Below are 25,451 nucleotides of genomic sequence, written 5' to 3'. Positions count from 1 at the left end.
CGCGGACCACGTCGGTAGCCTCATGACCCGTGGCCCTCGTCGTCCAGAAGTACGGCGGCTCGTCCGTCGCCTCCGCCGAGCACATGAAGCGTGTCGCGGAACGGATCGTCGCTGCCAAGAAGAACGGCGACGACGTCGTCGTCGTGGTCTCCGCGATGGGCGACACGACCGACGAGCTGCTGGACCTGGCCAGCCAGATCACCGACACCCCACCCGGTCGCGAGCTGGACATGCTGCTCACCGCCGGCGAGCGGATCTCCATGGCGCTGCTGGCCATCGCGATCTCCGAGCACGGGTACGAGGCGCGGTCGTTCACCGGCTCGCAGGCCGGCGTGATCACCACGTCCAGCCACGGCAAGGCGCGCATCATCGACGTCACGCCCGGCCGCCTGCGGGATGCGCTCAACGAGGGCTCGGTCGTCATCGTCGCCGGGTTCCAGGGCGTCAGCCAGGACACCAAGGACATCACCACCCTCGGCCGCGGCGGCTCGGACACCACCGCCGTCGCCGTCGCCGCGGCGCTGAACGCCGACGTCTGCGAGATCTACACCGACGTCGACGGCGTCTTCACCGCCGACCCGCGCATCGTCCCCAACGCCAAGCGGCTCGAGACCATCACCTACGAGGAGATGCTCGAGCTCGCCGCCTCGGGGGCCAAGGTGCTCATGCTGCGCTGCGTCGAGTACGCCCGCCGCTACGGCATCCCCGTGCACGTCCGCAGCTCCTACTCACAGCTTCCCGGCACGACCGTGACCGGCTCGATGGAGGACCTCCCGGTGGAACAGGCGATCATCACGGGCGTCGCGCACGACCGCTCCGAGGGCAAGATCACCGTCTTCGGGGTGCCGGACCGGCCGGGCGAGGCCGCGCAGCTGTTCCGGGTGCTCGCCGACGCCGAGGTCAACATCGACATGATCGTGCAGAACGTGTCGGCCGAGGCCAGCAAGCTCGCCGACATCTCCTTCACGCTGCCCAAGAGCGACGGCCCGGCCGCGCTGGCCGCCCTGGAGAAGGTGAAGCACACCGTCGGCTACACCGACGTCAGCTTCGACCAGCACATCGGCAAGGTGAGCCTGGTCGGTGCCGGCATGCGCTCGCACCCGGGTGTCTCGGCCAAGTTCTTCGGCGCGCTGGCCGACGCCGGGGTCAACCTGGAGCTGATCAGCACCTCGGAGATCCGCATCTCCGTGGTCTGCCGCGACACCGACGTCGACCTCGCCGTCCGCGCGGTGCACGATGCGTTCGACCTGGGTACCGAGGACGCCCAGGCCGTGGTCTACGGAGGAACCGGACGATGAGCACCAGCCAGGGACTCCGCGTCGGGATCGTCGGCGCCACCGGCCAGGTCGGCCGGGTCGTCCGCGACCTGCTCGCCGAGCGGGAGTTCCCGCTCGCCGAGCTGCGCTTCTTCGCCTCCGCCCGGTCCGCCGGCAGCACCCTGCCGTGGGCCGGCGGGGAGATCACCGTCGAGGACGCCGCCACCGCCGACCCCGCCGGGCTGGACATCGCGATCTTCTCCGCCGGGGCCACCACCTCCCGGGCCCAGGCGCCGCGGTTCGCCGAGGCCGGCGTGACCGTCATCGACAACAGCTCGGCGTTCCGGCGCGACCCGGAGATCCCGCTGGTCGTCAGCGAGGTCAACCCGGGTGACATCGCCAAGGCGCACGGCCGGATCATCGCCAACCCGAACTGCACGACGATGGCCGCGATGCCGGTGCTCAAGCCGCTGCACGACGAGGCGCAGCTCGTGCGCATCGTCGCGAGCACCTACCAGGCGGTCTCCGGCAGCGGGGTGGCCGGCGTCGAGGAGCTCGACGGCCAGGTCAAGGCGGTCGTCGACAAGGCCGCCGAGCTCACGCACGACGGGTCGGCGGTGACCTTCCCCGAGCCGCAGAAGTACGTCCGCCCGATCGCCTACAACGTGCTGCCGATGGCGGGCTCGGTCGTCGACGACGGCTCGTTCGAGACCGACGAGGAGCAGAAGCTCCGCAACGAGAGCCGCAAGATCCTCGGCATCCCCGACCTGCGGGTGGCCGGCACCTGCGTGCGCGTCCCGGTCTTCACCGGGCACTCGCTCTCGCTCAACGTGGAGTTCGCGCGCGAGCTGACCGTCGAGCGGGCCACCGAGCTGCTGTCGGCCGCGCCCGGGGTGGAGCTCTCCGACGTCCCCAACCCGCTCCAGGCCGCCGGCCGCGACCCCAGCTACGTGGGTCGCATCCGGCAGGACCAGAGCGTGGACGGCGCCCGTGGGCTGGTGCTCTTCGTCAGCAACGACAACCTGCGCAAGGGCGCCGCCCTGAACACGGTCCAGATCGCGGAGCTCATCGCCGCCTCCCGTCGGTGATCCCCGGGGGCGAGCCGTCGTTCGTGCCCGAGCCGCGGCCGTGGCCCGACCGGTACACGCTGCAGGCCTGGGCCGAGCTGGAGCTCGCGCTGGAGGCCGGTGTCCGCGTCGACGCCGCCCACGCGGTGCTCGGCGACGCGGTCGTGCACGCGTTCGGCCCCGGGATGTTCAGCCGGCTGGCCGAGGCCCTGGCCGCGGAGGGGCGGGATCCGCAGGATCTCACCGCCCTCCTGGACGACGACGACCTCACCGGCCGCGTCCTCGCGGCGCTGCGCGAGCGGACGGACGCCGACGACCGGGCGCCGGAGCCGCCGGACGCCCAGCTCGTGTGGTCGGCGTTCTCGCCCGACGACCCGCAGGGGGGTCGGCGCGCGCTCCGGCGGGCGGCGCGCCGGCGGGCGGAGAACGCCCGCCGGGCACTGCTGGAGCCGCGCCGTCCCCGGGTGGCCGGCCGCCGCGACCGCTAGGGCCGCACGTGGCGCAGGGCGAAGGAGAGCGCGACCTCGACCTGCCGGATCGTCTCCTCGATCACCAGCGAGCCGTGCCCGGCGTCGAACCGGTACACCTCGTGCGGCTTGCCCAGCCGCTCCAGCTCCCCCAGGTAGTTGTCGATCTGCCGGATCGGGCAGCGCGGGTCGTTCGCGCCGGCCACCACCAGCACCGGTGCGGCGACGGCGTCGACGTAGGTGATGGGCGAGGAGCGCACGTAGACGTCGCGCACCTCCTCCGGCGACCCGCCGAACAGCGCGCGGTCGTAGGCCCGCAGGCCCTCCATCTCGTCCTCGTACGCCGCCAGGTAGTCCGCCACCGGCACCTCGGCGATGCCGGCCGCCCAGCGCTCCGGCTGGGTGCCCAGCCCCAGCAGGGTGAGGAACCCGCCCCACGAGCCGCCGGTGAGGATCGCGCGCTGCGGGTCCACGACCCCCTCGGCGACCAGCGCGTCGTAGACCGCGCCGACGTCCTCGAGCTCGGTCAGCCCGGGCCGGCCGGTGAGCGCGTCGCGCCAGGCCGAGCCGTAGCCCGTGGAGCCCCGGTAGTTCACGTGCACGACGGCGTAGCCAGCGTCGACGTAGGCCGCGCGGCGGGCGCGGTAGGAGTCGTCGTCGGCGGCCTCCGGGCCGCCGTGCACCAGGAACGCCGTCGCGTGCGGCCCCTCCCCGGCGGGGCGCACCAGCAGGGCGTGCACGTCGCCGCCCGGGCCGGGGACCCAGCGGTCCTCGACCGGGTAGGCGGCGGGCGGCTGCTCGTCGGACACCGAGAGGACGACGGGACCGTCGGCCCGGCGGATGACCGGCGGCCGCTCGGAGTTCGACCACGCCAGCTCCACCGTGCCGTCGGGCCGGGCGGTGGCGCCGCGGACGACGCCGGGCGGGGTCTCCAGCTTCTCCAGCGCGCCGGAGGCCAGGTCGTAGCGGTACACCTCGCTGCGGGCGGCGTGGTCGTGGCCCACCAGCAGCGCGGAGCCGTCCGGGTACCAGCCGGCGGTCACGTCGCCGGGCAGGTCGAGCACGAGCTCCGTCTCGGTGCCGGTGGCGACGTCCCAGACCAGGAGCTCCTCGCGGCCGCGCCGCTCGTGCCCGACCAGCAGCCGGCGGTCACCGGGCAGCGGGGCGAACTCCAGCGCGTGCAGCCCGCGGCCCTCGCCGTCCCACTTCTCCGCGACCACCACGTCGTCGGCCGTGCGGAGCACCCGCAGCGCGGGGTAGCGCGGGTCGCCGTGCTCGGAGTGCGAGATCACCAGCAGCTCGTCGTCGCGGGTCAGCGCGTCCACCGACGCCGGGTCGGGGTGCCGGTAGACCACCCGCGGCGTGCCACCGGTCGGCGCCAGCCAGAGCTCGCTGCCGTCGTCGGTGCTGCGGCCGATGGCCACCAGCGTGCGGCCGATCTCCAGCCCCGCCGGGTAGGCGGGGCCCACCTCGGGAACGGCGACGGCGTCCTCGCCGCCGGTGAACGGCTGGGTCATCCAGACACCGAACTCGTCGCCGTCGGTGTCGGCGAACCACCAGATCGTGTCGCCGTCGCGGTCCAGGGTCGCGATCAGCGTGCCGTTGGGCCGGTCGGTGACCTGGCGGTGGACGCCGGTCTCCCGGTCCCAGGCGTACTGCTCGACGACGCCGCTGACGTCGGAGGAGTAGAGGTTGCGGTGCGGGGCCTCCTCGGCCCAGTCCGGGAGCGAGACGCGGGGCGCGCGGAAGCGGGCCTGCCAGCGGGCGGTGACCTCGGGGGGAAGGGCGGGGGTGGTCTGCTCGGCGGTCACGGACCCATCTTCGCAGCGCCCCGGGAACGACTCAGGGGCCGCCATCTGGCGGCCCCTGAGAGAGGGTCGGGGTGACAGGATTTGAACCTGCGGCCTCGTCGTCCCGAACGACGCGCGCTACCAAGCTGCGCCACACCCCGAGGTGCGTCGAGAAGTCTAGCGCTAGACCCCGCGGGCTCCGGCGGCGGGGGACCGGCGCTCAGGCGGGGCGGGCGGTGAGGGTGAGCAGCGTCGCCTCGGGCGGGCAGGCGAAGCGCACCGGCGCGTACGGACTGGTGCCCAGCCCGGCCGAGACGTGCAGCCAGGTGCCGGCCGGGTGCGCGGGCGTGGGCGGTGCCCAGCGGTGCAGCCAGCGGACCCGGTCGCGGTCGATGCCGCAGTTGGTGACCAGCGCCCCGTAGAAGGGCACCCGCAGCTGGCCGCCGTGCGTGTGACCGCACAGCAGCAGGTCGTAGCCGTCTGCGGCGAAGCGGTCGAGCACCCGCGGTTCGGGGGAGTGGGCCAGGCCGATCCGCACGTCGGCGGTCGCATCGGCGGGCCCGGCCACGAGGTCGTAGCGGTCCCGCCGCAGGTGCGAGTCGTCGACGCCGGCGAAGACGATGCGCCGCCCGCCCACGGTGAGCTCACCGGAGGCGTTGGTGAGGTCGAGCCAGCCGCGCTCGCGCATGCCGTCGCGCAGGTCGCGCCAGGGCAGTTCGTCGCCGTGCACCCGCTTGTGGTCGCGCTTGAAGTACTTGAACGGGTTCTTCGGCCGCGGCGCGTAGTAGTCGTTGCTGGCCAGCACGAAGGCGCCGGGCCGGTCCAGCAGCGGGTCCAGGGCGCGCAGCGTCGGCGGCACGGCGTCGAAGCCGGCGAGGTTGTCCCCGGTGTTGATCACCAGGTCGGGTTCGAGGGCGGCGAGGCCCGCGACCCACTCCTGCTTGCTCCGCTGCCCGGCGGTCATGTGCAGGTCGGAGAGCTGCAGGACGGTCAGCGGTGCCGAACCCGGTGCCAGCACGGGCACCTCGAACCGGCGCAGCGTCCAGCGCGTGCGTTCGTAGAGGCTCGCGTAGGCGGTCACGGCCGCGCCCGAGGCGACGGCGGCGGTGGGGACGGCGGTGTACCAGCGCACCCACCGAGCCTACGGGCGCACCCCGGGGCGGCGTCGTGCGAGGCTGGACCGGTGCCCGACCTCAAGGAACAGCTGCGCGCCGACCTGACCACCGCCATGAAGGCCCGCGACGAGCTGCGCACCGCCACGCTGCGCATGGTGCTCGCCGCCGTCAGCGCGGAGGAGGTGTCGGGCAAGGAGGCCCGCGAGCTCACCGACGACGAGGTGCAGGCCGTGCTCCGCCGTGAGGCGAAGAAGCGCCGGGAGGCGGCCGAGGCGTTCGGCTCCGCCGGTCGCACCGAGCAGGCTGCCCGTGAGCAGGCCGAGGGCGAGATCCTCGCGGACTACCTGCCGGCGCAGCTCGACGACGCCGACCTGGCCGCGATCGTCGCCGACGTCATCTCCCGGACCGGCGCCTCCGGCATGAAGGACATGGGGAAGGTCATGGGCGCGGCGAACGGCGTGGTCGCCGGCCGGGCCGAGGGCTCGCGGGTCGCCGCCGAGGTCCGCCGCCAGCTCGGCTGAGCCCCGCTCGACGCGAGACGACGAAGGGCCGGACCTCTCGGTCCGGCCCTTCGTCGTCTCTCCGGTCAGCCCGTCGGGGTGTCCCCGGTCGGCTCCGGTCCGGTGGTACCGGCGTCGGCCGGCGGCGGTACCTGGGGCTCCACCGGAGGCTCCGCAGGCGGCCGGGGCTGCTCGGCCGGCGGCGGCGAGGTGGTGCCGCCCGTCGTGGTGCCCGTGCTGCTCGACCGGTCTGCCGAGCGGCTCGACGTGCCGCCGGCCCGGTCTCCGGTGTCCCTGCCCGACCGCGGCGACTGCCGCGTCCCCTGCTCGACAACCGGGTCGGCAGGCGGGAAGGGCACGGCCTCCTCGGCGTTGAGCACGGGGGCCATGGCATCGCGCCAGGCCGTTGCGCCCAGGCCACCGCCGTACCCGGGTACGCGCTGCTTCTCCTTCGGGTTGAAGACCATCACGCTCGCGGCGTACCGCGGCGTGTAGCCCACGAAGGCGACCGACTGGTTGTCCTGCGACGTACCGGTCTTGCCGGCGATCTGGTGACCGGGCACGTAGGCGCGGGCGCCGGTCTGCAGCCGGTAGCCCGGCTCGACGTCCTTGCGCAGGATCTGATTCATCGTGGTGGCCACGCCGGCCGGGATCGCCTCCGGGGTGCAGTTGCCGCCCTCGGGTACGACCGGCTCCCCGTCACGGGTGAGCGGCTCGCCGTTGCGGTCGAGCACCGCGACCACCGGGACCGGGGTGCACCGGGTGCCGTTGGCCGCCAGCGTGGCGTACGCGGTGGCCAGGTCCAGCGGGCTGGTTGCGTCGGTGCCGAAGGCGAAGGAGCCACGGTTCTCGGAGACGATCTGGTCGGCCGGGGTCTGGTTGGGCCCGTCGAAGGTCATGCCCATGGCCTGTGCCGTGCGGACGGGCGCCTCGATGCTGCCCAGCTCGTCCTGCAGGTGCAGGAAGTAGGTGTTCGACGACGCGTAGAGCGCCTGCTCGAGCGTCATCGTCCGCGGGTAGTTGCTGCCGACGTTCTCCACGTCGTAGGGCTTCGGGACGCCCCGATCGGGGTCCCAGTCCTTGTAGACCCGCGAGAGGTACGGCTCCGCCGAGGTGAGCGTGTAGTCCTTGCCGTACCCCTGGGCCAGGGCGGCGGCGGCGACGAACGTCTTGTAGGTGGAGCCGGCCCCGGCGCTGGCCGTGGCGTTGAGGACGACGGACTCGCACTCGGGCCCGTCGCAGCCGTAGCGCCGGTTGGCGCTCATCGCCAGCACCTTGCCGGTGCCCGGCTCGACCGCCGTGTACAGGGCGACGAGGCTGCTGCCCATCGGCTGGGCGTCGAGCACGGCCTGGTCGCCGGCGGTCTGCATGTCGGGGCGCAGGGTGGTCTGGATGGTCAGCCCGCCGTTCTCCAGCTCGTCCCGGGTCAGGCCCAGCGTCCCAATGAGGTACTGGTGGGCGTAGGCGCACAGGAAGCCGCCGATGGCCGCGTCGATGCACCCGTTCGGCGGGGCCTGGCCGGGCGTGACCTCGACCGGGGTCGGCGTGATCTCGGCCAGCTGCTGCTCGCTGATGTGCCCCAGGTCGTGCATCCGCTGCAGCACCTGGTTGCGCCGGATCTGGGCGTTCTCGGGGTTGTCGATCGGGTCGTCGTGGAACGGCTTCTGCACCAGCCCGGCGAGCATGGCCGCCTGCGGGAGGTTGAGGTCGGCGGCGTTCACGCTGAAGTAGCGCTGGGCGGCGGCCTGGATGCCGTAGGCGCCCTTCCCGAAGTACACGATGTTCAGGTAGCGGGTGAGGATCTCGTCCTTGGAGTAGGTGTCCTCCAGGGCGAGGGCCAGGCGCGCCTCCCGCAGCTTGCGGCCCACGGTCTGGGCGTCGGCGGCGTCCCGCTCCTCCGGCGTGGTGGCCGTCTGCAGCAGGGTCTGCTTGACCAGCTGCTGGGTGAGGGTGGAGCCGCCCTCCTGCACCTCGCCGGCGGCGACGTTCTTCACCAGCGCGCGCAGCGTGCCCTGCACGTCCAGCCCGTTGTGGTCGTAGAAGCGGGAGTCCTCGATGTCGACGAGCGCCTGCTTCATGACGTCGGCGATCTGGTCGGAGGTGACCGGCGTCCGGTTGTGCTCGTAGAAGTTCGTGATCAGCTGCCCGTCGGCGGCGAGCACCCGGGTGACGCCCGCGGGGGTCTTGTCGGTCAGCTCCACCGGCAGGGCGTCGAGCAGCGACACGGAGTTGCGGGCCGCCAGCCCGGTACCCCCGATCCAGGGCAGCATGAGGCCGGCCAGCAGCGCGCCGGCGACGACGATCGTCGCGGCGAGCTTGGCGAGCAGACGGGTCCGGACGCGCGCGTTCTCCGACATCGCGGCCAGGGTACGTCGCCCGGACGGGTGAGCGCGGCGCTCAGCCGCGGCGCGCGGGCAGGACGCGTGTCCGCGGCGTGCCGGTCGGCGTGTCGTCGTCCGCGCCGGTCAGGGCGTCGGCCATCATCCGCAGCCCCGCGAGGTCGTGCACGTCCCCGGCGGCGGCCGGCACCGTGCGCAGCGCGACGTCGGGGTGGGCGCTGGTGAAGCGGTCGGCCAGGTGCTGCTCCCGGGTCGCGAGCTGCATCCGGTCCGCGTGCACCCGCAGCGCCGCGGCCGCGAGCGCCGCTCCCTCGTCGCCGCTCTCGGCGACCTCCTCGGCGGCGCCCTCCGCGCGGGTGGCCGACAGCGCCGTGGTGGCCGGGGGGTGCGTCCGGTTGACGACCAGCCCGGCCAGCGGCATCCCTTCGGCCGAGAGCCGGTCGACGAAGTAGGACGCCTCGCGGAGCGCGTCGGGCTCCGGCGCCGCGACCACCACGAACCACGTGCCGGGGCGGCGCAGCAGCTCGAACGTCGCCGTCGCGCGCTCGCGGAAACCGCCGAACATGGTGTCCAGCGCGGCGACGAAGGCGGAGATGTCGCGCAGCAGCTGACCACCCAGGATCTTGCTGACGATCCGGCTGAACAGCAGGAACCCGGCGCTGGCGAACTTGAAGCCGGTCCGGCTGGGCGCCATGAGCAGCCGGATCATCGTGCCGTCGAGGAACCGGCTCATGCGGTTGGGGGCGTCCAGGAAGTCCAGCGCGGAGCGGGACGGCGGGGTGTCGACGATGACCAGGTCCCACTCCTCGCTGGCCCGCAGCTGGCCCAGCTTCTCCATCGCCATGTACTCCTGCGTGCCGGCGAACGAGGAGGAGAGCGCCTGGTAGAAGGGGTTGTCGAGGATCTGCTGCGCACGTTCGGGCGTGGAGTGAGCGGTGACGATGTCGTCGAACGTCCGCTTCATGTCCAGCATCATCGCGTGCAGCTCGCCCGGTGCCCCGGGGACGTCCACCCGCCGTGGCTCGTTGTCCAGCTCGGTCAGCCCGAGGGACTGGGCCAGCCGCCGGGCCGGGTCGATGGTGAGGACGACGACGGTGCGCCCGGCCTCCGCTGCGGCCAGCGCCAGCGCCGCGGACGTCGTCGTCTTACCCACGCCACCGGCGCCGCAGCAGACGACGATGCGGGTCTGCCGGTCGGCGATCAGCTCGGCCAGGTCCATCGCGGGGGCCTGCCGGGGCGCCCGGGTGCGCGGCTCGGTGGCCGTGTCGGCGGCCATCAGGCGGCCACCTCGGTGCGGAGGTGGTCCTCGAGCCGCCCGGCCAGCTCGAACAGGCAGCCGAGGTCCATCGGGCCCGGCAGCAGCGGGATCTCGACGGTGGGGCGGTCCAGCTCCGCCACCTGCGCCCGCAGGGCGTCCTGCGCCACCCAGCGGCGGGCGTGCTCCACGACCTCCGCGACCAGCGCGTCGGCCAGCTGCTCGGCGCCCGGCACGTGTGCGCCGGCCAGCGCGGGGGCGAGCTCGGCGCCGGTGAGCTCGCCGGCCGCCGCGCGGGACAGCGTGGCGGGCGGCAGCACCGGCTCGGTCGCCATGTTCACGATCACCGAGCCGATCGGCAGCCCGGCCGCCTCCAGCTCCGCGATGGCGTCCGCGGTCTCCTGCACGGGCATGTCCTCCAGGATGGTCACCAGGTGGACCGCCGTCTGCGGGGAGCGCAGCACCGCCATGACGCCGTCGCTCTGGGTCTTGATCGGGCCGGAGCGGGCCAGCTGCGACATCTCCCCGGTGACGCCGAGGAAGCGGGTGATCCGGCCGGTGGGTGGCGCGTCGACGACGACGGCGTCGTAGACCGGCCTGCCGTCCTGCCGCCGGGTGACCGCCTCCTTGATCTTCCCCGTGATCAGCACGTCGCGGAGGCCCGGCGCGATGGCGGTGGCGAAGTCGATGGCGCCCATCTTCCGCAGCGCCCGGCCGGCCCGCCGGAGGTTGTAGAACATGTCGAGGTAGTCGAGGAGCGCCTCCTCGACGTCGATGGCCAGCGCCTTGACCTCGCCCCCGCCGCGGGCGACGGCGACCCGGCGCTCCTCGTAGGGCAGCGGCGGGGTGTCGAACAGCTGGGCGATGCCCTGCCGGCCCTCGGTCTCCACCAGCAGCACCGAGCGCCCGTCCGCGGCGAGCGCCAGGGCCAGGGCGGCGGCGACGGTGGTCTTCCCCGTCCCTCCCTTGCCGGTGACCACGTGCAGGCGCGGGGTGGTGGGATCGGGGCTCACCTGCCCCAGCGTAGGAGCAGGTGACCGGGACGGCCTGCCCGTGCCGGGTGGCGTGACGGGCATCGCGTCCGGCGGCTGCGCTAGCGTCGCGGTCATGAGCGAAACCGCCCGCCAGAAGTGGGAGTACGCGACCATCCCGCTGCTGATCCACAACACCAAGGCGATCCTCGACTCCTGGGGCGTCGACGGGTGGGAGCTGGTGACCGTCCTCCCCGGCCCCGGTGGGGCCGAGCAGCCGGTCGCCTACCTCAAGCGGCCGGTATGACGGCCCCGGCGCCGGGCTGGCACGCCCGGCTCGCCGAGCTGGGCATCCGGCTGCCCCCGGTGGCCGCGCCCGTCGCCGCCTACGTGCCGGCCGTGCGCACCGGCTCCCTGGTGTTCACCTCGGGTCAGCTGCCGTTCGTCGACGGCGGGCTGCGCCGCACCGGCAAGGTCGGCGGGTCGGTCGACGTGGAGGCCGCCGCGGCCGACGCGAAGGTCTGCGCGCTGAACGCGCTGGCCGCGATCGACGACCTCGTGGGGCTGGACGCGGTCGCGCGCATCGTGCGGGTCGTGGGCTACGTGGCCAGCGTCGAGGGCTTCACCGGGCAGCCCCGGGTGGTCAACGGCGCCAGCGAGCTGCTGGGCCGCATCTTCGGTGATGCCGGTCAGCACGCCCGCAGCGCGGTGGGGGTGGCCGAGCTGCCGATGGGTGCCCCCGTGGAGGTCGAGCTCACCGTCGAGCTGCTGTGACACCGCCGTCCTCCGGACGGCACCGCGGCCAAGCCCCGGTGCCGGTTGCGCCGAGCGTGTCCCGGTCCCGCGCCGGGAGGTCCTCCGGACCCCCACTGCTCGGGACCGACGACTGCGTCGTGCGGCATGCCTGAGCCTCGTCAGGCCGCGACGGTCCTGCTGCTGCGCGACGGCGCGCCCGGCCTCGAGGTGTACCTGCTGCGCCGCACGAAGGGCATGCCCTTCGCCGGCGGCATGACCGCCTACCCGGGTGGCGGCGTCGACCCCCGGGACGGCGACACCGAGATCGGGTGGGCCGGGCCCGCGCCCGACCGGTGGGCGACCGCGTTCGGCTGCGACGAGCGGACCGCGCGGGAGCTCGTGTGCGCCGCGGTGCGCGAGACGTTCGAGGAGGCCGGCGTCCTGCTGGCCGGGCTGCCCGACGGGACCGTCGTACCGGACGTCTCGGGGGATGACTGGGAGGAGCAGCGCCAGGCGCTGCTCAGCCGCGAGCTGTCGCTGGCCGGGCTCCTGGCCGGTCGCGGGCTGGTGCTCCGGTCGGACCTGCTGCGGCCGTTCGCGCACTGGATCACCCCACCGGTCGAGCCGCGGCGCTACGACACCAAGTTCTTCGCCGCCGCCCTGCCGGTCGGGCAGGAGGCGCGCGACGTCTCGGGGGAGGCCGACGAGGCCGCGTGGCTCTCGCCCGCCGCCGCGCTGGCCGAGCTGGAGGCCGGCACCCGGCCGATGCTGCCGCCGACGTCGCACACCCTCGGCCAGCTGGTGGCCTTCCCCGACGTCGCGGCCGCCCTGGCCGGCTCGCCGCCGGAGCCCCTGCACCCGATCAGCCCGCGCTTCGAGGAGACGCCCGACGGCCGCTGGGCGGTGCTGCCCGACGGCACCCGCATCCGGCTGGCCGTGCCGCTTCCCTCGTGACGCTCCGCGTCACACCGCAGCCAGGTGCCGTCCCCGCCCTGCGCTGAGCCGCTGCGTCGCGCTCTCCCAGGACCCCTCCGGGGCCCACTCTGCGCGACACCGCGGCCAGGTGCCGTCCCCACCTCGGCGTCACCCGGGCAGTGAACGCGAGAGGCCCGGAACCGTCGTGGTTCCGGGCCTCTGGCGTTCAGCGGTGGAGTGGTGTCACCGCGCGCGGCGGCGCAGGCGCTCCTCGTCGAGGACGACGACGGACTTGCCCTGCAGCTGGATCCAGCCGCGGTGCACGAAGTCCGCCAGTGCCTTGTTGACCGTCTCGCGGGAGGCGCCGACCAGCTGGGCGAGCTCCTCCTGGGTGAGGTCGTGCTTCACGCGCAGGCCGTCGGTGTCGCGGCTGCCGAACCGGTCGGCCATCTGCAGCAGCGCCTTGGCCACGCGGCCCGGGACGTCGGTGAAGATGAGGTCGGCCACCGAGTCGTTGGTGCGGCGCAGGCGCCGGGCCAGGACGCGGAGCAGCTGCTCGCCGATCTCCGGGTGCGCCTCGATCCAGGGCAGCAGCACCGACTGCGGCATGCGGGCCAGCTTCACGTCGGTGACGGCGGTGGCGGTCGCGGTGCGCGGGCCGGGGTCGAAGACCGACAGCTCACCGAACTGGTCGGAAGGTCCCATGACCGCGAGCACGTTCTCCCGGCCGTCGGGCGACCGGCGGGAGAGCTTGATCTTGCCGGTCATGACGATGTAGAGGCTGTCGCCGGGCTCGCCCTCGTTGAAGACCACCCGGCCCCGAGGGAGGGTGATCGTCTCGAGGCGACTGATGACGGGGTCCACCGCGTCCTCGGAGAGCCCCTGGAAGAGCCCCGACTGAGCCAGCACCTCGTCCACTGCAACGTCCTCTCGCACTGTCCTCGGACGCAGGGGTGCCCGCGTCCGGAGCGAGTCTAGGCGGCTGTGCGGTCAATCACCCGTTCGGTGGGCGACCGCGTCCCCCCATGGAGCGAGAGACAGGACCTTCCTGCCCCCCACCGCTCGCATGCTCGCGGCGGGACCCTGCAGGAAGGCGCTCAGACCAGCGGGGGGTTCTGGGAACGCCGGCCGCGGTGGCGGCGACGGCGCCACCGGAACAGCGCCCGCCGGATGCCCGAGGTGGCGAGCGTGTCGACCTCGCCGGGCGTCGCGGTGTTCAGGAACTCGCTGACCTCGCGCGGGGACGCCGGGCGGCGGAGGGGCTCCTCGACCCGCTCCATCACCAGCAGGAACGCGATCAGCAGCGGTGGGAACAGGATGACACTGAGGGCGACCATCCCGACCTCCTCTGCGTCGTCGGCGGAACGGGGGAAGCGGTCCGTCCTCGATCATGGCACGCCGGGAGAGGGTCAGCAGCTCCGCATACCCTCGACCGCGTGTCCGCACCCGCGTCCTCACCGGCCTACGCACGCCCCACCCGGGCCCGGCGCCCCACCGCAGCCGCACTGACCGGGGCGTCGCCGTACGACCCGGCGGAGACGCCGCTGGCGCGTACCCGCCGGGCCCGCCGCATGGCCCGCGAGCTGGCCGTGATCCACCCCGACGCCCACTGCGAGCTGGACTTCACCAACGCCTTCGAGCTGCTGGTCGCCACGGTGCTGTCGGCGCAGACCACCGACAAGATGGTCAACAAGGTGACGCCCACGCTCTTCGCGCGGTATCCCGACGCGGTCGCCCTCGCCGGCGCCGACCGGGAGGAGCTGGAGACCATCCTCAAGCCCACCGGCTTCTTCCGCGCCAAGGCGAACTCGGTGCTGGGGCTGAGCCAGGCCCTGGTCGAGCGCTTCGACGGCGAGGTGCCCGCCCGGATGGCCGATCTGGTGACCCTGCCGGGGGTGGGGCGCAAGACGGCGAACGTCGTCCTCGGCAACGCGTTCGGCGTCCCGGGGCTCACCGTCGACACGCACTTCGGCCGGCTGGTGCGCCGGTTCGGCTGGACGGCGGAGGAGGACCCGGTCAAGGTCGAGGCGGAGATCGCCCAGCTGGTGCCGAAGAAGGAGTGGACCGACTTCAGCCACCGGGTGATCTTCCACGGCCGACGGGTGTGCCATGCGAAGAAGGCCGCCTGCGGGGCGTGCGGGCTGGCGCAGTGGTGCCCCTCGTTCGGCATCGGCCCGGTCGACCCGGAGGTCGCCCTCGCGCTGGTCAAGACCCCGACCGCCTCGGACACCGAGTGATGCGCCGGCTCGCGCTGACCGCCGTCGCGCTGCTCGCCGGCACCGGCTGCACCTCCGGCCAGAGCGGGACCGCAGCGGCGCCGTCGTCGGTGTCGCCTGCCGAGGTGCTGGCCGCGTGCCCCGAGCAGCCCGACGCCGAGGCCGCCGGCACCGAGCGGCTGCCCGCGCTCTCCTTCGACTGCCCCGGCGGCGGGTCCCTCGACCTGGGCCGGGCCCCGGGCACCCCCATGGTGGTCAACCTGTGGGGCAGCTGGTGCCCGCCCTGCCGCGAGGAGATGCCGATCCTGCAGGAGTTCGCCGAGCTCGCGGGCGACGAGGTGCGCATGGTCGGTGTGATCAGCAAGGACGGGCTGCCGCAGGCGGCGTCCTTCGCCGAGGACGCCGGCGTCACCTTCCCCAGCGCGTACGACGGCGAGGGGGAGCTGATGGCCGAGCTCGGGCTCAACGTGCTGCCGTTCACCTACTTCGTCGACGCCGGCGGCGCGCTGGTGCACACCGAGGCCGGCCCGGTCGCCTCGGTGGACGAGCTCCGCGGCCTCGTCGCGGACCACCTCGGGGTGCAGGTGTGACCGGCGGGGCCGTCGACGGGCTGCCCGAGTACCTGCTCCGGCTGCTGGAGCGGGCCGACGACCTCCCGCTGCGCCACCGCATGCCGCAGGCCACCGCGACCGCCCGCCGCTCGGCGGTCCTCATCCTCTTCGGTGAGGGCCCGGCCGGGCCGGACATCCTGCTGATCGAGAAGTCCGCGCACCTGCGCAGCCACGCCGGGCAGCCCGCCTTCCCGGGCGGCGGCATCGACCCGGGCGACGACTTCCCCGTGGGCACGGCGCTGCGCGAGGCCCACGAGGAGGCGGGGATCGACCCGGACGGCGTCCGGGTCGTGGCCACCCTGCAGGAGCTGTTCCTGCCGCCGTCGAACCGGCTCGTCGTCCCGGTCGTGGGCTGGTGGGACGACCCGCGCGACGTCGCCGTCGGCGACCCGCACGAGGTGGCGCGGGTCGCCCGGGTGCCGCTGGCCGACCTCGTCGACCCGGCCAACCGCTACCGCGTCCGGCACCCGGCGGGCTTCGTCGGGCCGGCGTTCAGCGTGGCCGACATGGAGGTGTGGGGCTTCACCGCCGGCCTGCTCGACGCGATCCTCGAGGCCGCCGGACTGGCGCAGCCGTGGGACGCCACCGACGTCCGGCCGATCCGCCCGGAGCGGCTGCGGCCGTACACGCTGCCGGGCTCCGGGGACGACGACCCCGCCGGCGACTCCGCCGCGCCGACCGTCGCCGATCCCGCGCCCGACGGCGCCCCGGCGCGTACGGTTCGGCCCCGATGAGCGGTACGAGGACCTTCCCGCCCCCCGCCCCTGCTCTCCTGGCGGGGCCTCGCGCGCAGGTCGTCGCGGTCGTCGCGGTGCTGGCCCTGCTGCTGACCGGCTGCGGTGGTGCAGGCGGGCAGGAGGTGACCGCGGCGCCGGTCGCCGAGGGGCTCGGTGAGGTGACGGTCGCCGACGACGGCGTCCAGGAGGTCACCCTCCAGACCCAGGACGACTACGTCTTCACCCCTGACCGGTTCACCGTGTCGCCGGGGCGGGTGCGGCTGACCCTGGTGAACGTCGCCGAGCAGATGCCGCACAACCTCGAGTTCACCGACGAGGAGCTGCCCGAGCCGATCGACGCCGGGATCTCGATGCTCGCCGCGGGCGAGGAGAAGACGATCGAGTTCGAGGTGTCGACGCCGGGCGAGTACCCGTTCTCCTGCACCTTCCACCTCCAGCTGGGGCAGGTGGGCACGATGACGGTCAGCGGGTAGCGGTGTCCCTGGTCGACCTCCTGCTCATCATGCTGGCGCTGCTGTTCGCGCTGTCCGGCTTCCGGCAGGGCCTGCTGGTCTCGGCGACCTCGATCCTCGGCTTCCTGGCCGGGGCGGTCCTCGGGGCGCAGCTGGCGGGGCCGGTGGCCGACCGCATCGACGGCTCCAGCGTCAGCCGGGTCTTCGCCGCCCTCGTGGTGGTGCTCGCCGGCGCGCTGCTGGGCCAGATCCTGGCCGGGGCCGCGGGCCGGGCGCTGCGGTCCCGCGTCACGTGGGAGCCGGCCAAGATGGTCGACTCCGTCGCCGGCGCGGTCGTCTCGGCGGCGGCGGTCCTGCTGGTCGCCTGGATGGTCGCCTCGCCGCTGGCGAGCTCACCGTTCCCCGAGGTGGCCAGCCAGGTCCGCCAGTCGGCGCTGGTGCAGGCCGTGGACCGGGCCGTCCCCGACGAGGTCCGCGCCGTCTACGAGGACCTCCGGGAGGCCATCGACCGGCGGGGGCTGCCCGACGTCCTCGACCCGCTCACCCCCACCCAGGCGCGCGACGTCCCGGCGCCCGACCCGGCGCTGCAGCAGAGCGCGGTGGTCGAGTCGGTGGAGGGCTCGGTGGTGCGGATCCGCGGGGTGGCGCCGTCGTGCTCCCGGCAGATCGACGGATCCGGCTTCGTCTACGCGCCCGAGCGGGTGATGACCAACGCCCACGTGCTGGCCGGCGTCACCGCACCGGTGGTCGTCGCCGAGGGCAGGGAGTACGACGCGGTCCCGGTCGTGGTCGACGAGGAGATCGACGTCGCGGTCCTCGCGGTGCCGGGGCTGCCGCAGGTGCCGCTGACGTTCACCCCGCAGCCGGCCGACTCGGGCGACGACGCCATCATCATGGGCTACCCGGGGGGTGGGCCGCTGTACGTCGGGGCCGCCCGCGTGCGGGACCGCGGCGAGATCAGCGGCCCAGACTTCCGCAACACCCAGACGGTCGTCCGCGACGTCTACGCCCTCTACGGGCAGGTGCGCGCCGGCAACTCCGGTGGCCCCCTGTTCGCCCCCGACGGCAGCGTCCTCGGCGTGGTGTTCGCCTCGGCGATCGACGACCCGCAGACCGGTTACGCGCTCACCGGACCGCAGGTCGCCGCGGTCGCCGATGCGGGCAACCTCGCGCGCACCGAGGTGGCGACGGGCCCCTGCGAGTAAGAGGACCCCGCTGCCCCCCGCACCTCGCTCCGCTCGGCGCGGGTCCCTGCAGCGGGGCCGGTTCCATCCGCTCGCCGCGGGCCGCTCCGCTGCGCTACGCGGCTCGCCGCGGGCCGCTCCGCTGCGCTACGCGGCTCGCCGCGGGCCGCTCCGCTGCGCTACGCGGCCCAGTCGGCGATGGCCCGGCTGACCTCGTCGGGGGCCTCCTCCTGCGGGAAGTGGCCGACCCCGGGCAGCTCGCGCCACTCGTAGGCCCCCGCCACGTAGCGACCGGACCCGCGCGCCGTACCCGGGAGCACGTACGGGTCGAGCGCGCCGTGCAGCTGCAGGGTGGGCGCCGTGATCGGGGCCGCCATCCGCCGGGCGTACCGGAGACCGTCGGGCCGCAGCTGGGACCGGCCGGCCCAGCGGTAGTACTCCATCGCCCCGTACGCGGCCTGCGGGATGCGCGCCGCCGCGCGGTAGCGGTCCACGGCCGCCGCGAACTCTGCGGTGCGCGCCCACTCCGGCCCGGCCCAGCGCTGCATCAGGTCGGCCACCGGGTCGTCGTCGGCCCGCGTCAGCCGCCGTTCGGGCAGCCGAGGCACCTGGAAGCCGAGCGCGTGGCGCATCGCCCGGCGCTGCCGGCGGTCGGCCATGCCGGCCCGCAGCAACCGGGGGTGGGCCATCGACACCACGACCAGCCGGCGGACCACCCGCGGGTGCAGCGCGGCCGCCGTCCAGCCCAGCAGGCCGCCCCAGTCGTGGCCGACGACGACGGCGTCGCGTTCCCCGAGCGCCCGCACCAGCGCCGCGACGTCGGCGGAGAGGGTGGGCAGGTCGTACCCGCGGGGTGGCTTGTCGCTGGCCCCGTAGCCGCGCAGGTCCGGGGCCACGACCCGGAACCCGGCCCCGGCCAGGGTCTCGAGCTGGGCGCGCCAGGTCCACCAGAACTGCGGGAAGCCGTGGAGCAGCAGCACGAGGGGCCCGTCACCGGCCTCCGCCGTGTGCAGCCGCACCCCGTTCGCGGAGATGTCGCGGTGGGTCCAGGGCCCCGGCAGCAGGACGCTGACGGCGTCGGGACGGCCGTCCGGAGGGACGGTCACCGCGGTCAGACCCGGTAGGTCTCGTTGCCGCGCAGCTCCACCTTGCCGCCGTTCACCACGGGGACCTCGCGGCGCCGGGCGCCGGGGGCCTCCCGGTGCATCACCTCGGGCAGCTCCTTGAGCGACTCGATCGTCCGCTCGGGCTTCTCGATCTTCTTGATCATCTTCTTGCCGACGAGGGCGGCGATGCCGGCCAGCACGAGCAGCAGGAGGAAGACGATGGCGTAGGAGATCCACCGGGCCAGGCCGAGCCAGGTGAGGAACTCGGCCAGGGCGATGAAGAAGAAGATGCCGGCGAAGGCGGCGAACACGCCGGCCGCGGCGAACGAGGCGGCGCTGATGCCACCCTTCTTCGCCGAGGCGCCGATCTCGGCCTTGGCCAGCTCGATCTCGTTGCGCACCAGCGTGGAGACGTCGGCCATCGCGCTCTGCACCAGCGTGCCGATCGAGGGCTCGGCCGCCGCGCTGCTCCCGTCGGTTCGGGTCGTCGACACACTGTGGGCCACGGGTGGCTCCTCCTTCGTCCTGCCTGCGGGGGCAGCCGGCGCACGGCGGCCGCATCCCTGGTCAGGGGAATCGTGCCCCACGATCGCCCGGGGCGCGCTCGGAGTCCCCCCGGGAGGGTCCCGGGGACGCCCCGTGCGAGGCGTCCCCGGGGCTCCTCAGCCCTCCGCGGGAGCGGCGGGGAGCTTCTCCTTGATCATGTTCATCACCGACGAGTCGGTCAGCGTGGTCACGTCGCCCAGCTCGCGGTTCTCGGCGATGTCGCGCAGCAGCCGGCGCATGATCTTCCCGGAGCGGGTCTTGGGCAGCTCCTGCACCACCATGATCTGGCGCGGCTTGGCGATCGGGCCGATGTCGCGGGCCACGTGGGTCCGCAGCGTCTGCACGAGCTCGTCGCCGGAGTCGGTGCCGCTCTCGCGCAGGATCACGAACGCGACGATGCCCTGCCCGGTGGTCGGGTCGCTGGCGCCCACGACCGCGGCCTCCGCGACCGCGGGGTGCCCCACCAGCGAGGACTCGACCTCGGTGGTGGAGATGCGGTGGCCGGAGACGTTCATGACGTCGTCGACCCGGCCGAGCAGCCAGATGTTGCCCTCGGCGTCCTTCTTCGCACCGTCGCCGGCGAAGTAGACGTTCTTCCCGAAGCGCGACCAGTAGGTGTCGACGTACCGGTCGTCGTCCCCCCAGATCGTGCGCAGCATCGACGGCCACGGCTCGGTGAGCACGAGCAGCCCGGTGGAGTCGTCGGTGAGCTCGTTGCCCTCGTCGTCGACGACCAAGGCCTTGATGCCCGGGAAGGGGTGCTGGGCCGAGCCCGGGGTCAGGCTGGTGACGCCGGGCAGCGGGGTCAGCATGTGCGCCCCCGTTTCGGTCTGCCACCAGGTGTCCATGATCGGGCAGCGGCCGCCGCCGATGTGCTCGTGGTACCAGAGCCACGCCTCGGGGTTGATCGGCTCGCCGACCGAGCCGAGCAGCCGCAGCGAGGTCAGGTCGAAGCCGGCCGGGACGTCCTCGCCCCACTTCATGAACGTGCGGATGACCGTGGGCGCCGTGTAGAGGATCGTGACGCCGTACTTCTGGACGAGCTCGAACCAGCGGCCGCGGTGCGGGGTCTCCGGCGTGCCCTCGTACATGACCGAGGTGGCCCGGTTGGCCAGCGGCCCGTAGACGATGTAGCTGTGGCCGGTGACCCAGCCGACGTCGGCCGCGGTCCAGAAGACGTCGGTGTCGGGCTTGAGGTCGAACGTGGCCCAGTGGGTGTAGGCCACCTGGGTGAGGTAGCCGCCGCTGGTGTGCAGGATGCCCTTGGGCTTCGCCGTCGTGCCCGAGGTGTACATGATGTAGAGCGGGTGCTCGGCGTCGAAGAACTCGCACTCGTGCTGGGCGGACTGCCGGCCGACCACGTCGTCCCACCACAGGTCGCGGCCCTCGGTCCACTCCACGTCCTGCTCGGTGCGCTTGACCACGACGACGTTGCGGACACCGGGGCTGCGGCCCACCGCGTCGTCGACGGCGGGCTTGAGGGCGCTGGGGGCGCCGCGGCGGTACCCGCCGTCGGCGGTGATGACCAGGACGGCGCCGGCGTCGTCGAGCCGGCTGGCCAGTGCGTCCGCGGAGAAGCCGCCGAAGACCACCATGTGCACCGCGCCGATGCGCGCGCAGGCCAGCATCGAGATGATCGCCTCGGGGATCATCGGCAGGTAGATCGCCACCCGGTCACCGGCCTGCACGCCGAGCTCGGTCAACGCGTTCGCGGCCTTGCAGACCTCGGCCTTGAGCTGGGCGTAGGTGATCGTGCGGGTGTCGCCCGGCTCGCCCTCCCAGTGGTAGGCCACCTGCTCGCCGTGCCCGGCCTCCACGTGCCGGTCCACGCAGTTGTAGGCGACGTTGAGCTTCCCGCCGACGAACCACTTCGCGAACGGCGGGTTGCTCCAGTCGAGCACCTCGTCCCACTCGCGGTCCCAGCTCAGCCGTCGCGCCGCGGACTCCCAGAACGCCAGCCGGTCGCGGGCGGCCTCGTCGTACACCTCGGGGCCCACGTTGGCCTGGGCGGCCAGGGCCTCCGGTGGCGCGAAGGTCCGGCCGTCCGCCTGGGTCGTCTCGCTCATGGGGTCCTCCCGGGTCCGGCGCCGCGGTGGGCCCGCGGCGGTGCGACGTGTGCCACGACACACCGTATGGCGGCAGCGCTCCGGCGTCTGCCCCGCGCAAGCCCTCGAGCGACGACCGGCCACACTGGGCCGGTGAGCGGTCGCCAGGCGCAGGTCGCGGCCCGGATCCCGGGTGCCGCGGCGCTCGGCCTGGTGCCCCCGGAGGGTGCCCCCGTCGTCCCGGCGACCGCGTTCGCCGACCGGCTGTGGCTGACCGACCTGCTCGTCCGCCGGGCCCGCGGCGGCAGCCGCCGGGTGCACGCCACCGTGTGGTGGTACTCGGCCTCCGCCGTCCTGCTGGCGCCGCTGCTGGCCGGTCTCGCGGTCGGGCGTCCGCTCTCCGGCCGCCTGCCCGACGTCGCCGTCACCCTGGGCCCGGGCGGCCTCCCGCTCGCCGCCGTCTCCTCGCGGGAGGACGACGACCCGGCGGCGGGGCTCCGCGAGACGCTCGGCGACGTCGTCCCCGCCCTGGCCGACGTCGCCGGCATGCGCGCGCGGCCGCTCTGGGCGATCGCCACCGACTCGCTGGCCAACGGGCTGCTGGGCCTCGGTCGCGCGCTGGGCGACGTCCCGGCGGTGACCGCGCTGGCCGCGCCGCTGGCCCGGGGGATCGGCCCGCCGCTGCCGGCTCCCCGCTACATCGACGTCGGCGGTGCGCGGTTCACCTCCCGGGTGTCCTGCTGCCTGATGGACCGGCTGCCGCACGGTGCGACGTGCCTGTCCTGCCCCGGCCGCCCCCCGGCAGAGCGGGAGGTGCTCCTCGAGGACGCGGCCACCCGGTTGCCGCGCTGACCCGTCGCTGTCGGTACCGCGACGACGTCGCACCGGGAGGCGTGGCGGGAGATGATCGACGGAGGCGACGAGAGCGGAGGTCAGCGATGCCCGTGATGCCCGCCGCGTTCTTCGGCCACGGCAACCCGATGAACGCGCTGGAGAGCAACCGCTACACGGAGGCCTGGCGGGCCTTCGGCCGGTCGGTGCCCCGGCCCCGGGCCATCCTGGTGGTCTCCGCCCACTGGTACGTGCAGGCGACCGCGCTCACCGCGATGCCCCGGCCGCGCACCATCCACGACTTCTTCGGCTTCCCGCGGGAGCTGTTCGACGTCCGCTACGAGCCGCCGGGCCTGCCGGAGCTGTACGACGAGGTGGCCGACATCGTGCACCCGACGTGGGTGGGGGCCGACCTCGACAGCTGGGGCATCGACCACGGGGCGTGGTCGGTGCTGGCGCACGCCTTCCCCGAGGCCGACATCCCGGTGGTGCAGCTGTCGATCAACGCGCTGAAGTCCTTCGACTACCACCTCCAGCTCGGCGCGGCGCTGGCGCCGCTGCGGGAGGACGGCGTGCTCGTGATCGGCAGCGGGAACGTGGTCCACAACCTCGGCGGGGTCAGCCGGGCGCTGCCGGACGCCGGGTTCGACTGGGCGCAGCGGTTCGACGAGGCGGCGAAGGAATGCATGCTGACCGACCCCACCGACGTCGGCCGCCTCGACGGGCACCGCGACTTCGACCTGGCCGTCCCGACGCCGGACCACTTCCTGCCGCTGCTCTACGTGGCCGGCGTGGCCGGCGCGACCGACGCGCCGGTGGACGTGCTGGTCGACGGCTACGCCTACGGCTCGCTGTCCATGACCGCCTACACCGTCGGCATGGACGCTCCGGAGCCGACGGGGTCGGGCGTCGCCGCGGCGCTGCCCGACGGCCCGCCCCCGGACGGCGCCAACATCTGAGAGGACCCCCTTCCTCCCCGACCCTCGCTCCGCTCGGACCGGGTCCCTGGAAGGGGGCCGTTCCAGTTCGTCACCAGGGCCGTTCCGGCGGGGCGGCGAGGGGTGGGGCGGGGCGGTGCAGGTCGGTGATCCGGGGGAAGGGGCGGGTCGAGAAGACCGCCTCGACCGGGACGCCGAAGAACTCGGCGATCCGCAGGGCCAGGTGCAGGCTCGGGTTGTACTCGCCGCGTTCCAGGTAGCCGACGGTCTGGTAGTGGACGCCGAGGGCGTCGGCCAGCTCCCGCCGGGTCACCTGCTGCTCGGCGCGCAGGAGCGCGATCCGGTTGTGGACGGCGTCGCCGGTGCGGTCGCCGGCCGGGCGGTCGTCAGCCACCGATCAGTGCACCCACTGCAACGCCTGCTCCCGAGCCTCGGCCACCTGCGAACCGGACTGGCGCCGCGGGCAATGCAGGCGCCGAGTGAGAGCACCTTGGGTGACGCCTCGTGTGCGCGCGGTGCCGACGCTCCGGGTGGACGAACGGATCCGTCACCCCGTCCGGAGGTCCTCGTTACGACTGTGCAAGTGGCGTAACACGTAACCAGCCGGGAGGCACTCCTTGTCGTCGCGTTCCCCCCTGCCCCGCTCCGGGTGGCCCCGCGCCTGCCGGCCCCTGGTCGTGTCCGGGCTCGCCGTCGCGCTCGTGGCCGTCCCCGGTCTCGCCCGGGCGGACGAGCCGGCCGGGCCGCCGGACCCGCTGCAGCCGGTGACCGACCTCCTCGAGGACGCGACCGGCGGGGTCGGCATGCCGCCCGCGATCCCCGGGGCGCCGGCCACCGAGGAGGCGGACCCCGCCGGGGACGGCGACGGGGGGGACGACGTCGTCCCCGTGCCCTCCGTCGAGGTGCCCGCCGAGCTGGAGGCGGCGCTGCAGCAGCTGGCCGCGGCGCTGCACCTCCCGGAGAGCTGTGTCGCCGGGATCGTCGAGTCCGTGGAGCTCGTCGCCGACGGGCTCGTGGCCGTCCCGGTCCAGCTGGTCGAGCTCGTCTCCGAGCTCGGCACGGCGCTCGAGGGCCTCGCCGGCGGTGGCGGGCTGGAGGGCCTCCTCGGCCTGGGGGAGGAGCTGCAGGGCGCGCTCGATCCCGCGCTGATCACCGACTCGTCCGTCGTCGAGGGGCTGGAGCTGCTCGCCGAGACGTTGCCGACGTGCGTGCCCGCGCTCCCCGGGAAGGAGGAGCCCCCGCCGCCCCACGAGCCGGAGCAGCCGCACGTCCCCCAGCCGGCGGCCCCCGCCCCGGTCGAGCACCCGGTGGCCCAGCCCGTCGCCTACCCGGGGTACGCGCCCACCGGCGGGGACGCCGAGGGCGACGGCGTCCCGCCCGCCGTCGGTGCACTGGCGCTCGCCGTCGCGGCCGGTGCCGGCGGTGCCGGCTGGCTGAGGTCCCGCCGTGCGGCCGACCCGGGGGCCTGATCTCCGCACCGTCGCGGCCTTCGTCGTCGTCCTGGCGGCGGGGCTCGCGGTGCTGTGGGTCGTCACCGCTCGTCCGCCGGCCGGGAACGACGTGTTCGCGCTGTCGGAGCGGGCGGCCGCCGGGCCGATCGTGCCCGCCGGGCTCGCCATCCCGGCCATCGGTGTCGACGCCGTCGTGGAGCCCCGCGGCACGGTGACCTACGAGAACCCGTTCACCGGTCAGACCGTCGAGGGCTACGGGGTCCCCGAGTCCATGGCGACCACCTCGTGGTGGTCGGACGGCCCGGCGCCGGGCTCCGGGCGGATGGCGGTGATCCTCGGGCACCAGCAGAACGCGGACGACGCCGTCTTCAACCGGCTGCACGAGCTCGCCCCCGGGGACGAGGTGGCGCTGCGCGATGCCGAGGGCGCGGTGCTGCGGCTGACCGTGCTGGGCGAGCCGCTCACCGGCCTGGACAAGGCGACGCCGGCGCTCGCGGACGCGCTCAACGGGCACCCGGCCGAGGCCGACGTCGCGCTGGTCACCTGCGGCGGCGAGTTCGACGATGCGGCGGGGACCAGCACGGAGAACACCGTGGTATTCGCGACGGTGGCCGACGGGTCCTAGTTCTCCGCGGTGAGCCCGGCCACCTCGCCGACGACCCAGACCGCCGGGGGGCGGACCGCGTGCTCGGTGAGGGTGCGGGAGAGGTCGGCCAGGGTGGTGCGCAGGGCGCGCTGGGTGGGGGTGGAGCCGTCGGTCACGACCGCGACCGGGGTCTCCGGCGCGCGGCCGTGCTCGATGAGGGCGGCGGCGATGGCGGGGGCGGTGTCGACGCCCATGAGGACGACGAGGGTGCCGCGCAGCGTGCCGAGGGCGGCCCAGTCGACCAGCGACTGCGGGTGCCCCGGGGGGAGATGGCCGGA

General features: G+C 74.3%; 28 protein-coding genes and 1 tRNA gene. 16 read left to right on the top strand and 13 right to left on the bottom strand.

Annotation, left to right across the window (positions count from 1 at the left end):
- Positions 1-29 precede the first annotated feature (29 nt).
- Genes ACI79S_RS15760 through ACI79S_RS15750 form a run of 3 tightly spaced genes read left to right on the top strand, consistent with a single transcriptional unit; the run spans position 30 to position 2,811 of the window.
- Complete coding sequence (locus ACI79S_RS15760) at positions 30-1,298, top strand: aspartate kinase (protein ID WP_456594386.1); 1,269 nt, start codon at positions 30-32, stop codon at positions 1,296-1,298.
- The gene (locus tag ACI79S_RS15755; protein ID WP_456594385.1) at positions 1,295-2,344 is read left to right on the top strand and encodes an aspartate-semialdehyde dehydrogenase; all 1,050 of its coding nucleotides are present in this window, start codon (positions 1,295-1,297) and stop codon (positions 2,342-2,344) included. Before ACI79S_RS15760 ends, ACI79S_RS15755 begins: the two co-directional genes overlap by 4 nt.
- The gene (locus ACI79S_RS15750; protein ID WP_456594384.1) at positions 2,341-2,811 is read left to right on the top strand and encodes a hypothetical protein; all 471 of its coding nucleotides are present in this window, start codon (positions 2,341-2,343) and stop codon (positions 2,809-2,811) included. The genes ACI79S_RS15755 and ACI79S_RS15750 overlap by 4 nt, the downstream gene beginning before the upstream one ends.
- Here the strand turns inward: ACI79S_RS15750 and ACI79S_RS15745 are convergent.
- From ACI79S_RS15745 to ACI79S_RS15735, 3 genes are all read right to left on the bottom strand, one after another.
- A complete protein-coding gene (locus tag ACI79S_RS15745; protein WP_456594383.1) occupies positions 2,808-4,601 on the bottom strand; it encodes a prolyl oligopeptidase family serine peptidase in 1,794 nt (597 codons plus the stop codon). The two genes, ACI79S_RS15750 and ACI79S_RS15745, sit on opposite strands and share 4 nt — an antisense overlap.
- Before the next feature lie 66 nt (positions 4,602-4,667).
- Positions 4,668-4,741 (bottom strand) — tRNA-Pro (locus ACI79S_RS15740).
- 59 nt (positions 4,742-4,800) lie between these two features.
- Positions 4,801-5,712, bottom strand: coding sequence for a metallophosphoesterase (locus ACI79S_RS15735; RefSeq protein WP_456594382.1), 912 nt, complete (start codon positions 5,710-5,712; stop codon positions 4,801-4,803).
- Between the two features lie 51 nt (positions 5,713-5,763).
- Between ACI79S_RS15735 and ACI79S_RS15730 the strand changes: the two genes are divergently transcribed.
- The gene (locus ACI79S_RS15730) at positions 5,764-6,216 is read left to right on the top strand and encodes a GatB/YqeY domain-containing protein (protein ID WP_456594381.1); all 453 of its coding nucleotides are present in this window, start codon (positions 5,764-5,766) and stop codon (positions 6,214-6,216) included.
- A gap of 65 nt (positions 6,217-6,281) precedes the next feature.
- Here the strand turns inward: ACI79S_RS15730 and ACI79S_RS15725 are convergent, their stop codons facing one another.
- Genes ACI79S_RS15725 through ACI79S_RS15715 form a run of 3 tightly spaced genes read right to left on the bottom strand, consistent with a single transcriptional unit; the run spans position 6,282 to position 10,802 of the window.
- The gene (locus ACI79S_RS15725) at positions 6,282-8,552 is read right to left on the bottom strand and encodes a transglycosylase domain-containing protein (RefSeq protein WP_456594380.1); all 2,271 of its coding nucleotides are present in this window, start codon (positions 8,550-8,552) and stop codon (positions 6,282-6,284) included.
- Between the two features lie 40 nt (positions 8,553-8,592).
- A complete protein-coding gene (locus ACI79S_RS15720) occupies positions 8,593-9,810 on the bottom strand; it encodes an ArsA family ATPase (RefSeq protein WP_456594379.1) in 1,218 nt (405 codons plus the stop codon).
- Positions 9,810-10,802: an ArsA-related P-loop ATPase gene (locus ACI79S_RS15715; protein ID WP_456594378.1), complete on the bottom strand. Its 993-nt coding sequence runs from the start codon at positions 10,800-10,802 to the stop codon at positions 9,810-9,812. The genes ACI79S_RS15720 and ACI79S_RS15715 overlap by 1 nt, the downstream gene beginning before the upstream one ends.
- A 94-nt stretch (positions 10,803-10,896) precedes the next feature.
- Between ACI79S_RS15715 and ACI79S_RS15710 the strand changes: the two genes are divergently transcribed.
- The 3 genes from ACI79S_RS15710 to ACI79S_RS15700 all read left to right on the top strand — a co-directional run bounded on the left by ACI79S_RS15710 (position 10,897) and on the right by ACI79S_RS15700 (position 12,449).
- Positions 10,897-11,067 carry a hypothetical protein gene (locus ACI79S_RS15710; RefSeq protein ID WP_456594377.1) on the top strand — a complete coding sequence of 57 codons (171 nt, stop codon included), beginning with the start codon at positions 10,897-10,899 and terminating at the stop codon, positions 11,065-11,067.
- Positions 11,064-11,534 (top strand): RidA family protein, encoded by a 471-nt coding sequence (locus ACI79S_RS15705; protein ID WP_456594376.1) that lies wholly within the window; start codon positions 11,064-11,066, stop codon positions 11,532-11,534. The genes ACI79S_RS15710 and ACI79S_RS15705 overlap by 4 nt, the downstream gene beginning before the upstream one ends.
- 126 nt (positions 11,535-11,660) lie before the next feature.
- Complete coding sequence (locus tag ACI79S_RS15700) at positions 11,661-12,449, top strand: NUDIX hydrolase (RefSeq protein WP_456594375.1); 789 nt, start codon at positions 11,661-11,663, stop codon at positions 12,447-12,449.
- Between the two features lie 204 nt (positions 12,450-12,653).
- Here ACI79S_RS15700 and ACI79S_RS15695 read toward each other — a convergent pair whose 3' ends face one another.
- Together ACI79S_RS15695 and ACI79S_RS15690 are read right to left on the bottom strand one after the other, a co-directional pair.
- Positions 12,654-13,328, bottom strand: a complete 675-nt coding sequence (locus tag ACI79S_RS15695; protein ID WP_091929288.1) for a Crp/Fnr family transcriptional regulator — start codon at positions 13,326-13,328, stop codon at positions 12,654-12,656.
- 179 nt (positions 13,329-13,507) lie between these two features.
- The gene (locus tag ACI79S_RS15690) at positions 13,508-13,747 is read right to left on the bottom strand and encodes a hypothetical protein (protein ID WP_456594374.1); all 240 of its coding nucleotides are present in this window, start codon (positions 13,745-13,747) and stop codon (positions 13,508-13,510) included.
- A 99-nt stretch (positions 13,748-13,846) separates the two neighbouring features.
- Between ACI79S_RS15690 and nth the strand changes: the two genes are divergently transcribed.
- The 5 genes from nth to ACI79S_RS15665 are packed head-to-tail and all read left to right on the top strand — an operon-like array spanning position 13,847 to position 17,631.
- Complete coding sequence (gene nth / locus ACI79S_RS15685) at positions 13,847-14,647, top strand: endonuclease III (protein ID WP_456594373.1); 801 nt, start codon at positions 13,847-13,849, stop codon at positions 14,645-14,647.
- Complete coding sequence (locus ACI79S_RS15680) at positions 14,647-15,216, top strand: TlpA family protein disulfide reductase (RefSeq protein WP_456594446.1); 570 nt, start codon at positions 14,647-14,649, stop codon at positions 15,214-15,216. The genes nth and ACI79S_RS15680 overlap by 1 nt, the downstream gene beginning before the upstream one ends.
- Positions 15,213-15,971, top strand: coding sequence for an NUDIX hydrolase (locus tag ACI79S_RS15675; RefSeq protein ID WP_456594372.1), 759 nt, complete (start codon positions 15,213-15,215; stop codon positions 15,969-15,971). Before ACI79S_RS15680 ends, ACI79S_RS15675 begins: the two co-directional genes overlap by 4 nt.
- Complete coding sequence (locus ACI79S_RS15670; protein WP_456594371.1) at positions 15,968-16,447, top strand: plastocyanin/azurin family copper-binding protein; 480 nt, start codon at positions 15,968-15,970, stop codon at positions 16,445-16,447. Before ACI79S_RS15675 ends, ACI79S_RS15670 begins: the two co-directional genes overlap by 4 nt.
- A 2-nt stretch (positions 16,448-16,449) precedes the next feature.
- Positions 16,450-17,631, top strand: a complete 1,182-nt coding sequence (locus ACI79S_RS15665) for a MarP family serine protease (protein ID WP_456594370.1) — start codon at positions 16,450-16,452, stop codon at positions 17,629-17,631.
- A 158-nt stretch (positions 17,632-17,789) separates the two neighbouring features.
- Here ACI79S_RS15665 and ACI79S_RS15660 read toward each other — a convergent pair whose 3' ends face one another.
- The 3 genes from ACI79S_RS15660 to acs all read right to left on the bottom strand — a co-directional run bounded on the left by ACI79S_RS15660 (position 17,790) and on the right by acs (position 21,328).
- A complete protein-coding gene (locus ACI79S_RS15660) occupies positions 17,790-18,716 on the bottom strand; it encodes an alpha/beta fold hydrolase (RefSeq protein WP_456594369.1) in 927 nt (308 codons plus the stop codon).
- A gap of 5 nt (positions 18,717-18,721) precedes the next feature.
- A complete protein-coding gene (locus ACI79S_RS15655) occupies positions 18,722-19,222 on the bottom strand; it encodes a phage holin family protein (RefSeq protein WP_456594368.1) in 501 nt (166 codons plus the stop codon).
- A gap of 156 nt (positions 19,223-19,378) precedes the next feature.
- Positions 19,379-21,328, bottom strand: coding sequence for an acetate--CoA ligase (gene acs / locus ACI79S_RS15650; RefSeq protein WP_456594367.1), 1,950 nt, complete (start codon positions 21,326-21,328; stop codon positions 19,379-19,381).
- A 132-nt stretch (positions 21,329-21,460) separates the two neighbouring features.
- Here acs and ACI79S_RS15645 point away from each other — a divergent pair, with 132 nt between their 5' ends.
- Positions 21,461-22,159, top strand: a complete 699-nt coding sequence (locus ACI79S_RS15645) for a (2Fe-2S)-binding protein (RefSeq protein ID WP_456594366.1) — start codon at positions 21,461-21,463, stop codon at positions 22,157-22,159.
- A gap of 86 nt (positions 22,160-22,245) precedes the next feature.
- Positions 22,246-23,097: a 4,5-DOPA-extradiol-dioxygenase gene (ygiD, locus tag ACI79S_RS15640; protein WP_456594365.1), complete on the top strand. Its 852-nt coding sequence runs from the start codon at positions 22,246-22,248 to the stop codon at positions 23,095-23,097.
- Positions 23,098-23,167: 70 nt separating this feature from the next.
- On the opposite strand, the gene ACI79S_RS15635 is transcribed toward ygiD, so the two are convergent.
- Positions 23,168-23,470: a helix-turn-helix transcriptional regulator gene (locus ACI79S_RS15635; RefSeq protein WP_456594364.1), complete on the bottom strand. Its 303-nt coding sequence runs from the start codon at positions 23,468-23,470 to the stop codon at positions 23,168-23,170.
- A gap of 223 nt (positions 23,471-23,693) precedes the next feature.
- Between ACI79S_RS15635 and ACI79S_RS15630 the strand changes: the two genes are divergently transcribed.
- Positions 23,694-24,545 carry a hypothetical protein gene (locus ACI79S_RS15630; protein ID WP_456594363.1) on the top strand — a complete coding sequence of 284 codons (852 nt, stop codon included), beginning with the start codon at positions 23,694-23,696 and terminating at the stop codon, positions 24,543-24,545.
- Positions 24,523-25,152: a class F sortase gene (locus tag ACI79S_RS15625; protein ID WP_456594362.1), complete on the top strand. Its 630-nt coding sequence runs from the start codon at positions 24,523-24,525 to the stop codon at positions 25,150-25,152. Before ACI79S_RS15630 ends, ACI79S_RS15625 begins: the two co-directional genes overlap by 23 nt.
- Here ACI79S_RS15625 and ACI79S_RS15620 read toward each other — a convergent pair.
- Positions 25,149-25,451: uroporphyrinogen-III C-methyltransferase (locus tag ACI79S_RS15620; RefSeq protein ID WP_456594361.1), on the bottom strand; the 303-nt coding region annotated here is incomplete at its 5' end. The genes ACI79S_RS15625 and ACI79S_RS15620 overlap by 4 nt on opposite strands.

Source organism: Blastococcus sp. SYSU DS1024, from assembly GCF_054050795.1.
This window is presented reverse-complemented; position numbering and strand designations above follow the sequence as displayed.

Excerpts from the sequence above, each read along its gene's own strand:
- ACI79S_RS15755 (WP_456594385.1), top strand. The coding sequence starts at position 1,295 with ATGAGCACCAGCCAGGGACTCCGCGTCGGGATCGTCGGCGCCACCGGC.
- ACI79S_RS15725 (WP_456594380.1), bottom strand. The coding sequence starts at position 8,552 with ATGTCGGAGAACGCGCGCGTCCGGACCCGTCTGCTCGCCAAGCTCGCC.
- ACI79S_RS15720 (WP_456594379.1), bottom strand. The coding sequence starts at position 9,810 with ATGGCCGCCGACACGGCCACCGAGCCGCGCACCCGGGCGCCCCGGCAG.
- ACI79S_RS15710 (WP_456594377.1), top strand. The coding sequence starts at position 10,897 with ATGAGCGAAACCGCCCGCCAGAAGTGGGAGTACGCGACCATCCCGCTG.
- ACI79S_RS15705 (WP_456594376.1), top strand. The coding sequence starts at position 11,064 with ATGACGGCCCCGGCGCCGGGCTGGCACGCCCGGCTCGCCGAGCTGGGC.
- ACI79S_RS15700 (WP_456594375.1), top strand. The coding sequence starts at position 11,661 with ATGCCTGAGCCTCGTCAGGCCGCGACGGTCCTGCTGCTGCGCGACGGC.
- ACI79S_RS15690 (WP_456594374.1), bottom strand. The coding sequence starts at position 13,747 with ATGGTCGCCCTCAGTGTCATCCTGTTCCCACCGCTGCTGATCGCGTTC.
- ACI79S_RS15680 (WP_456594446.1), top strand. The coding sequence starts at position 14,647 with ATGCGCCGGCTCGCGCTGACCGCCGTCGCGCTGCTCGCCGGCACCGGC.
- ACI79S_RS15670 (WP_456594371.1), top strand. The coding sequence starts at position 15,968 with ATGAGCGGTACGAGGACCTTCCCGCCCCCCGCCCCTGCTCTCCTGGCG.
- acs (WP_456594367.1), bottom strand. The coding sequence starts at position 21,328 with ATGAGCGAGACGACCCAGGCGGACGGCCGGACCTTCGCGCCACCGGAG.
- ygiD (WP_456594365.1), top strand. The coding sequence starts at position 22,246 with ATGCCCGTGATGCCCGCCGCGTTCTTCGGCCACGGCAACCCGATGAAC.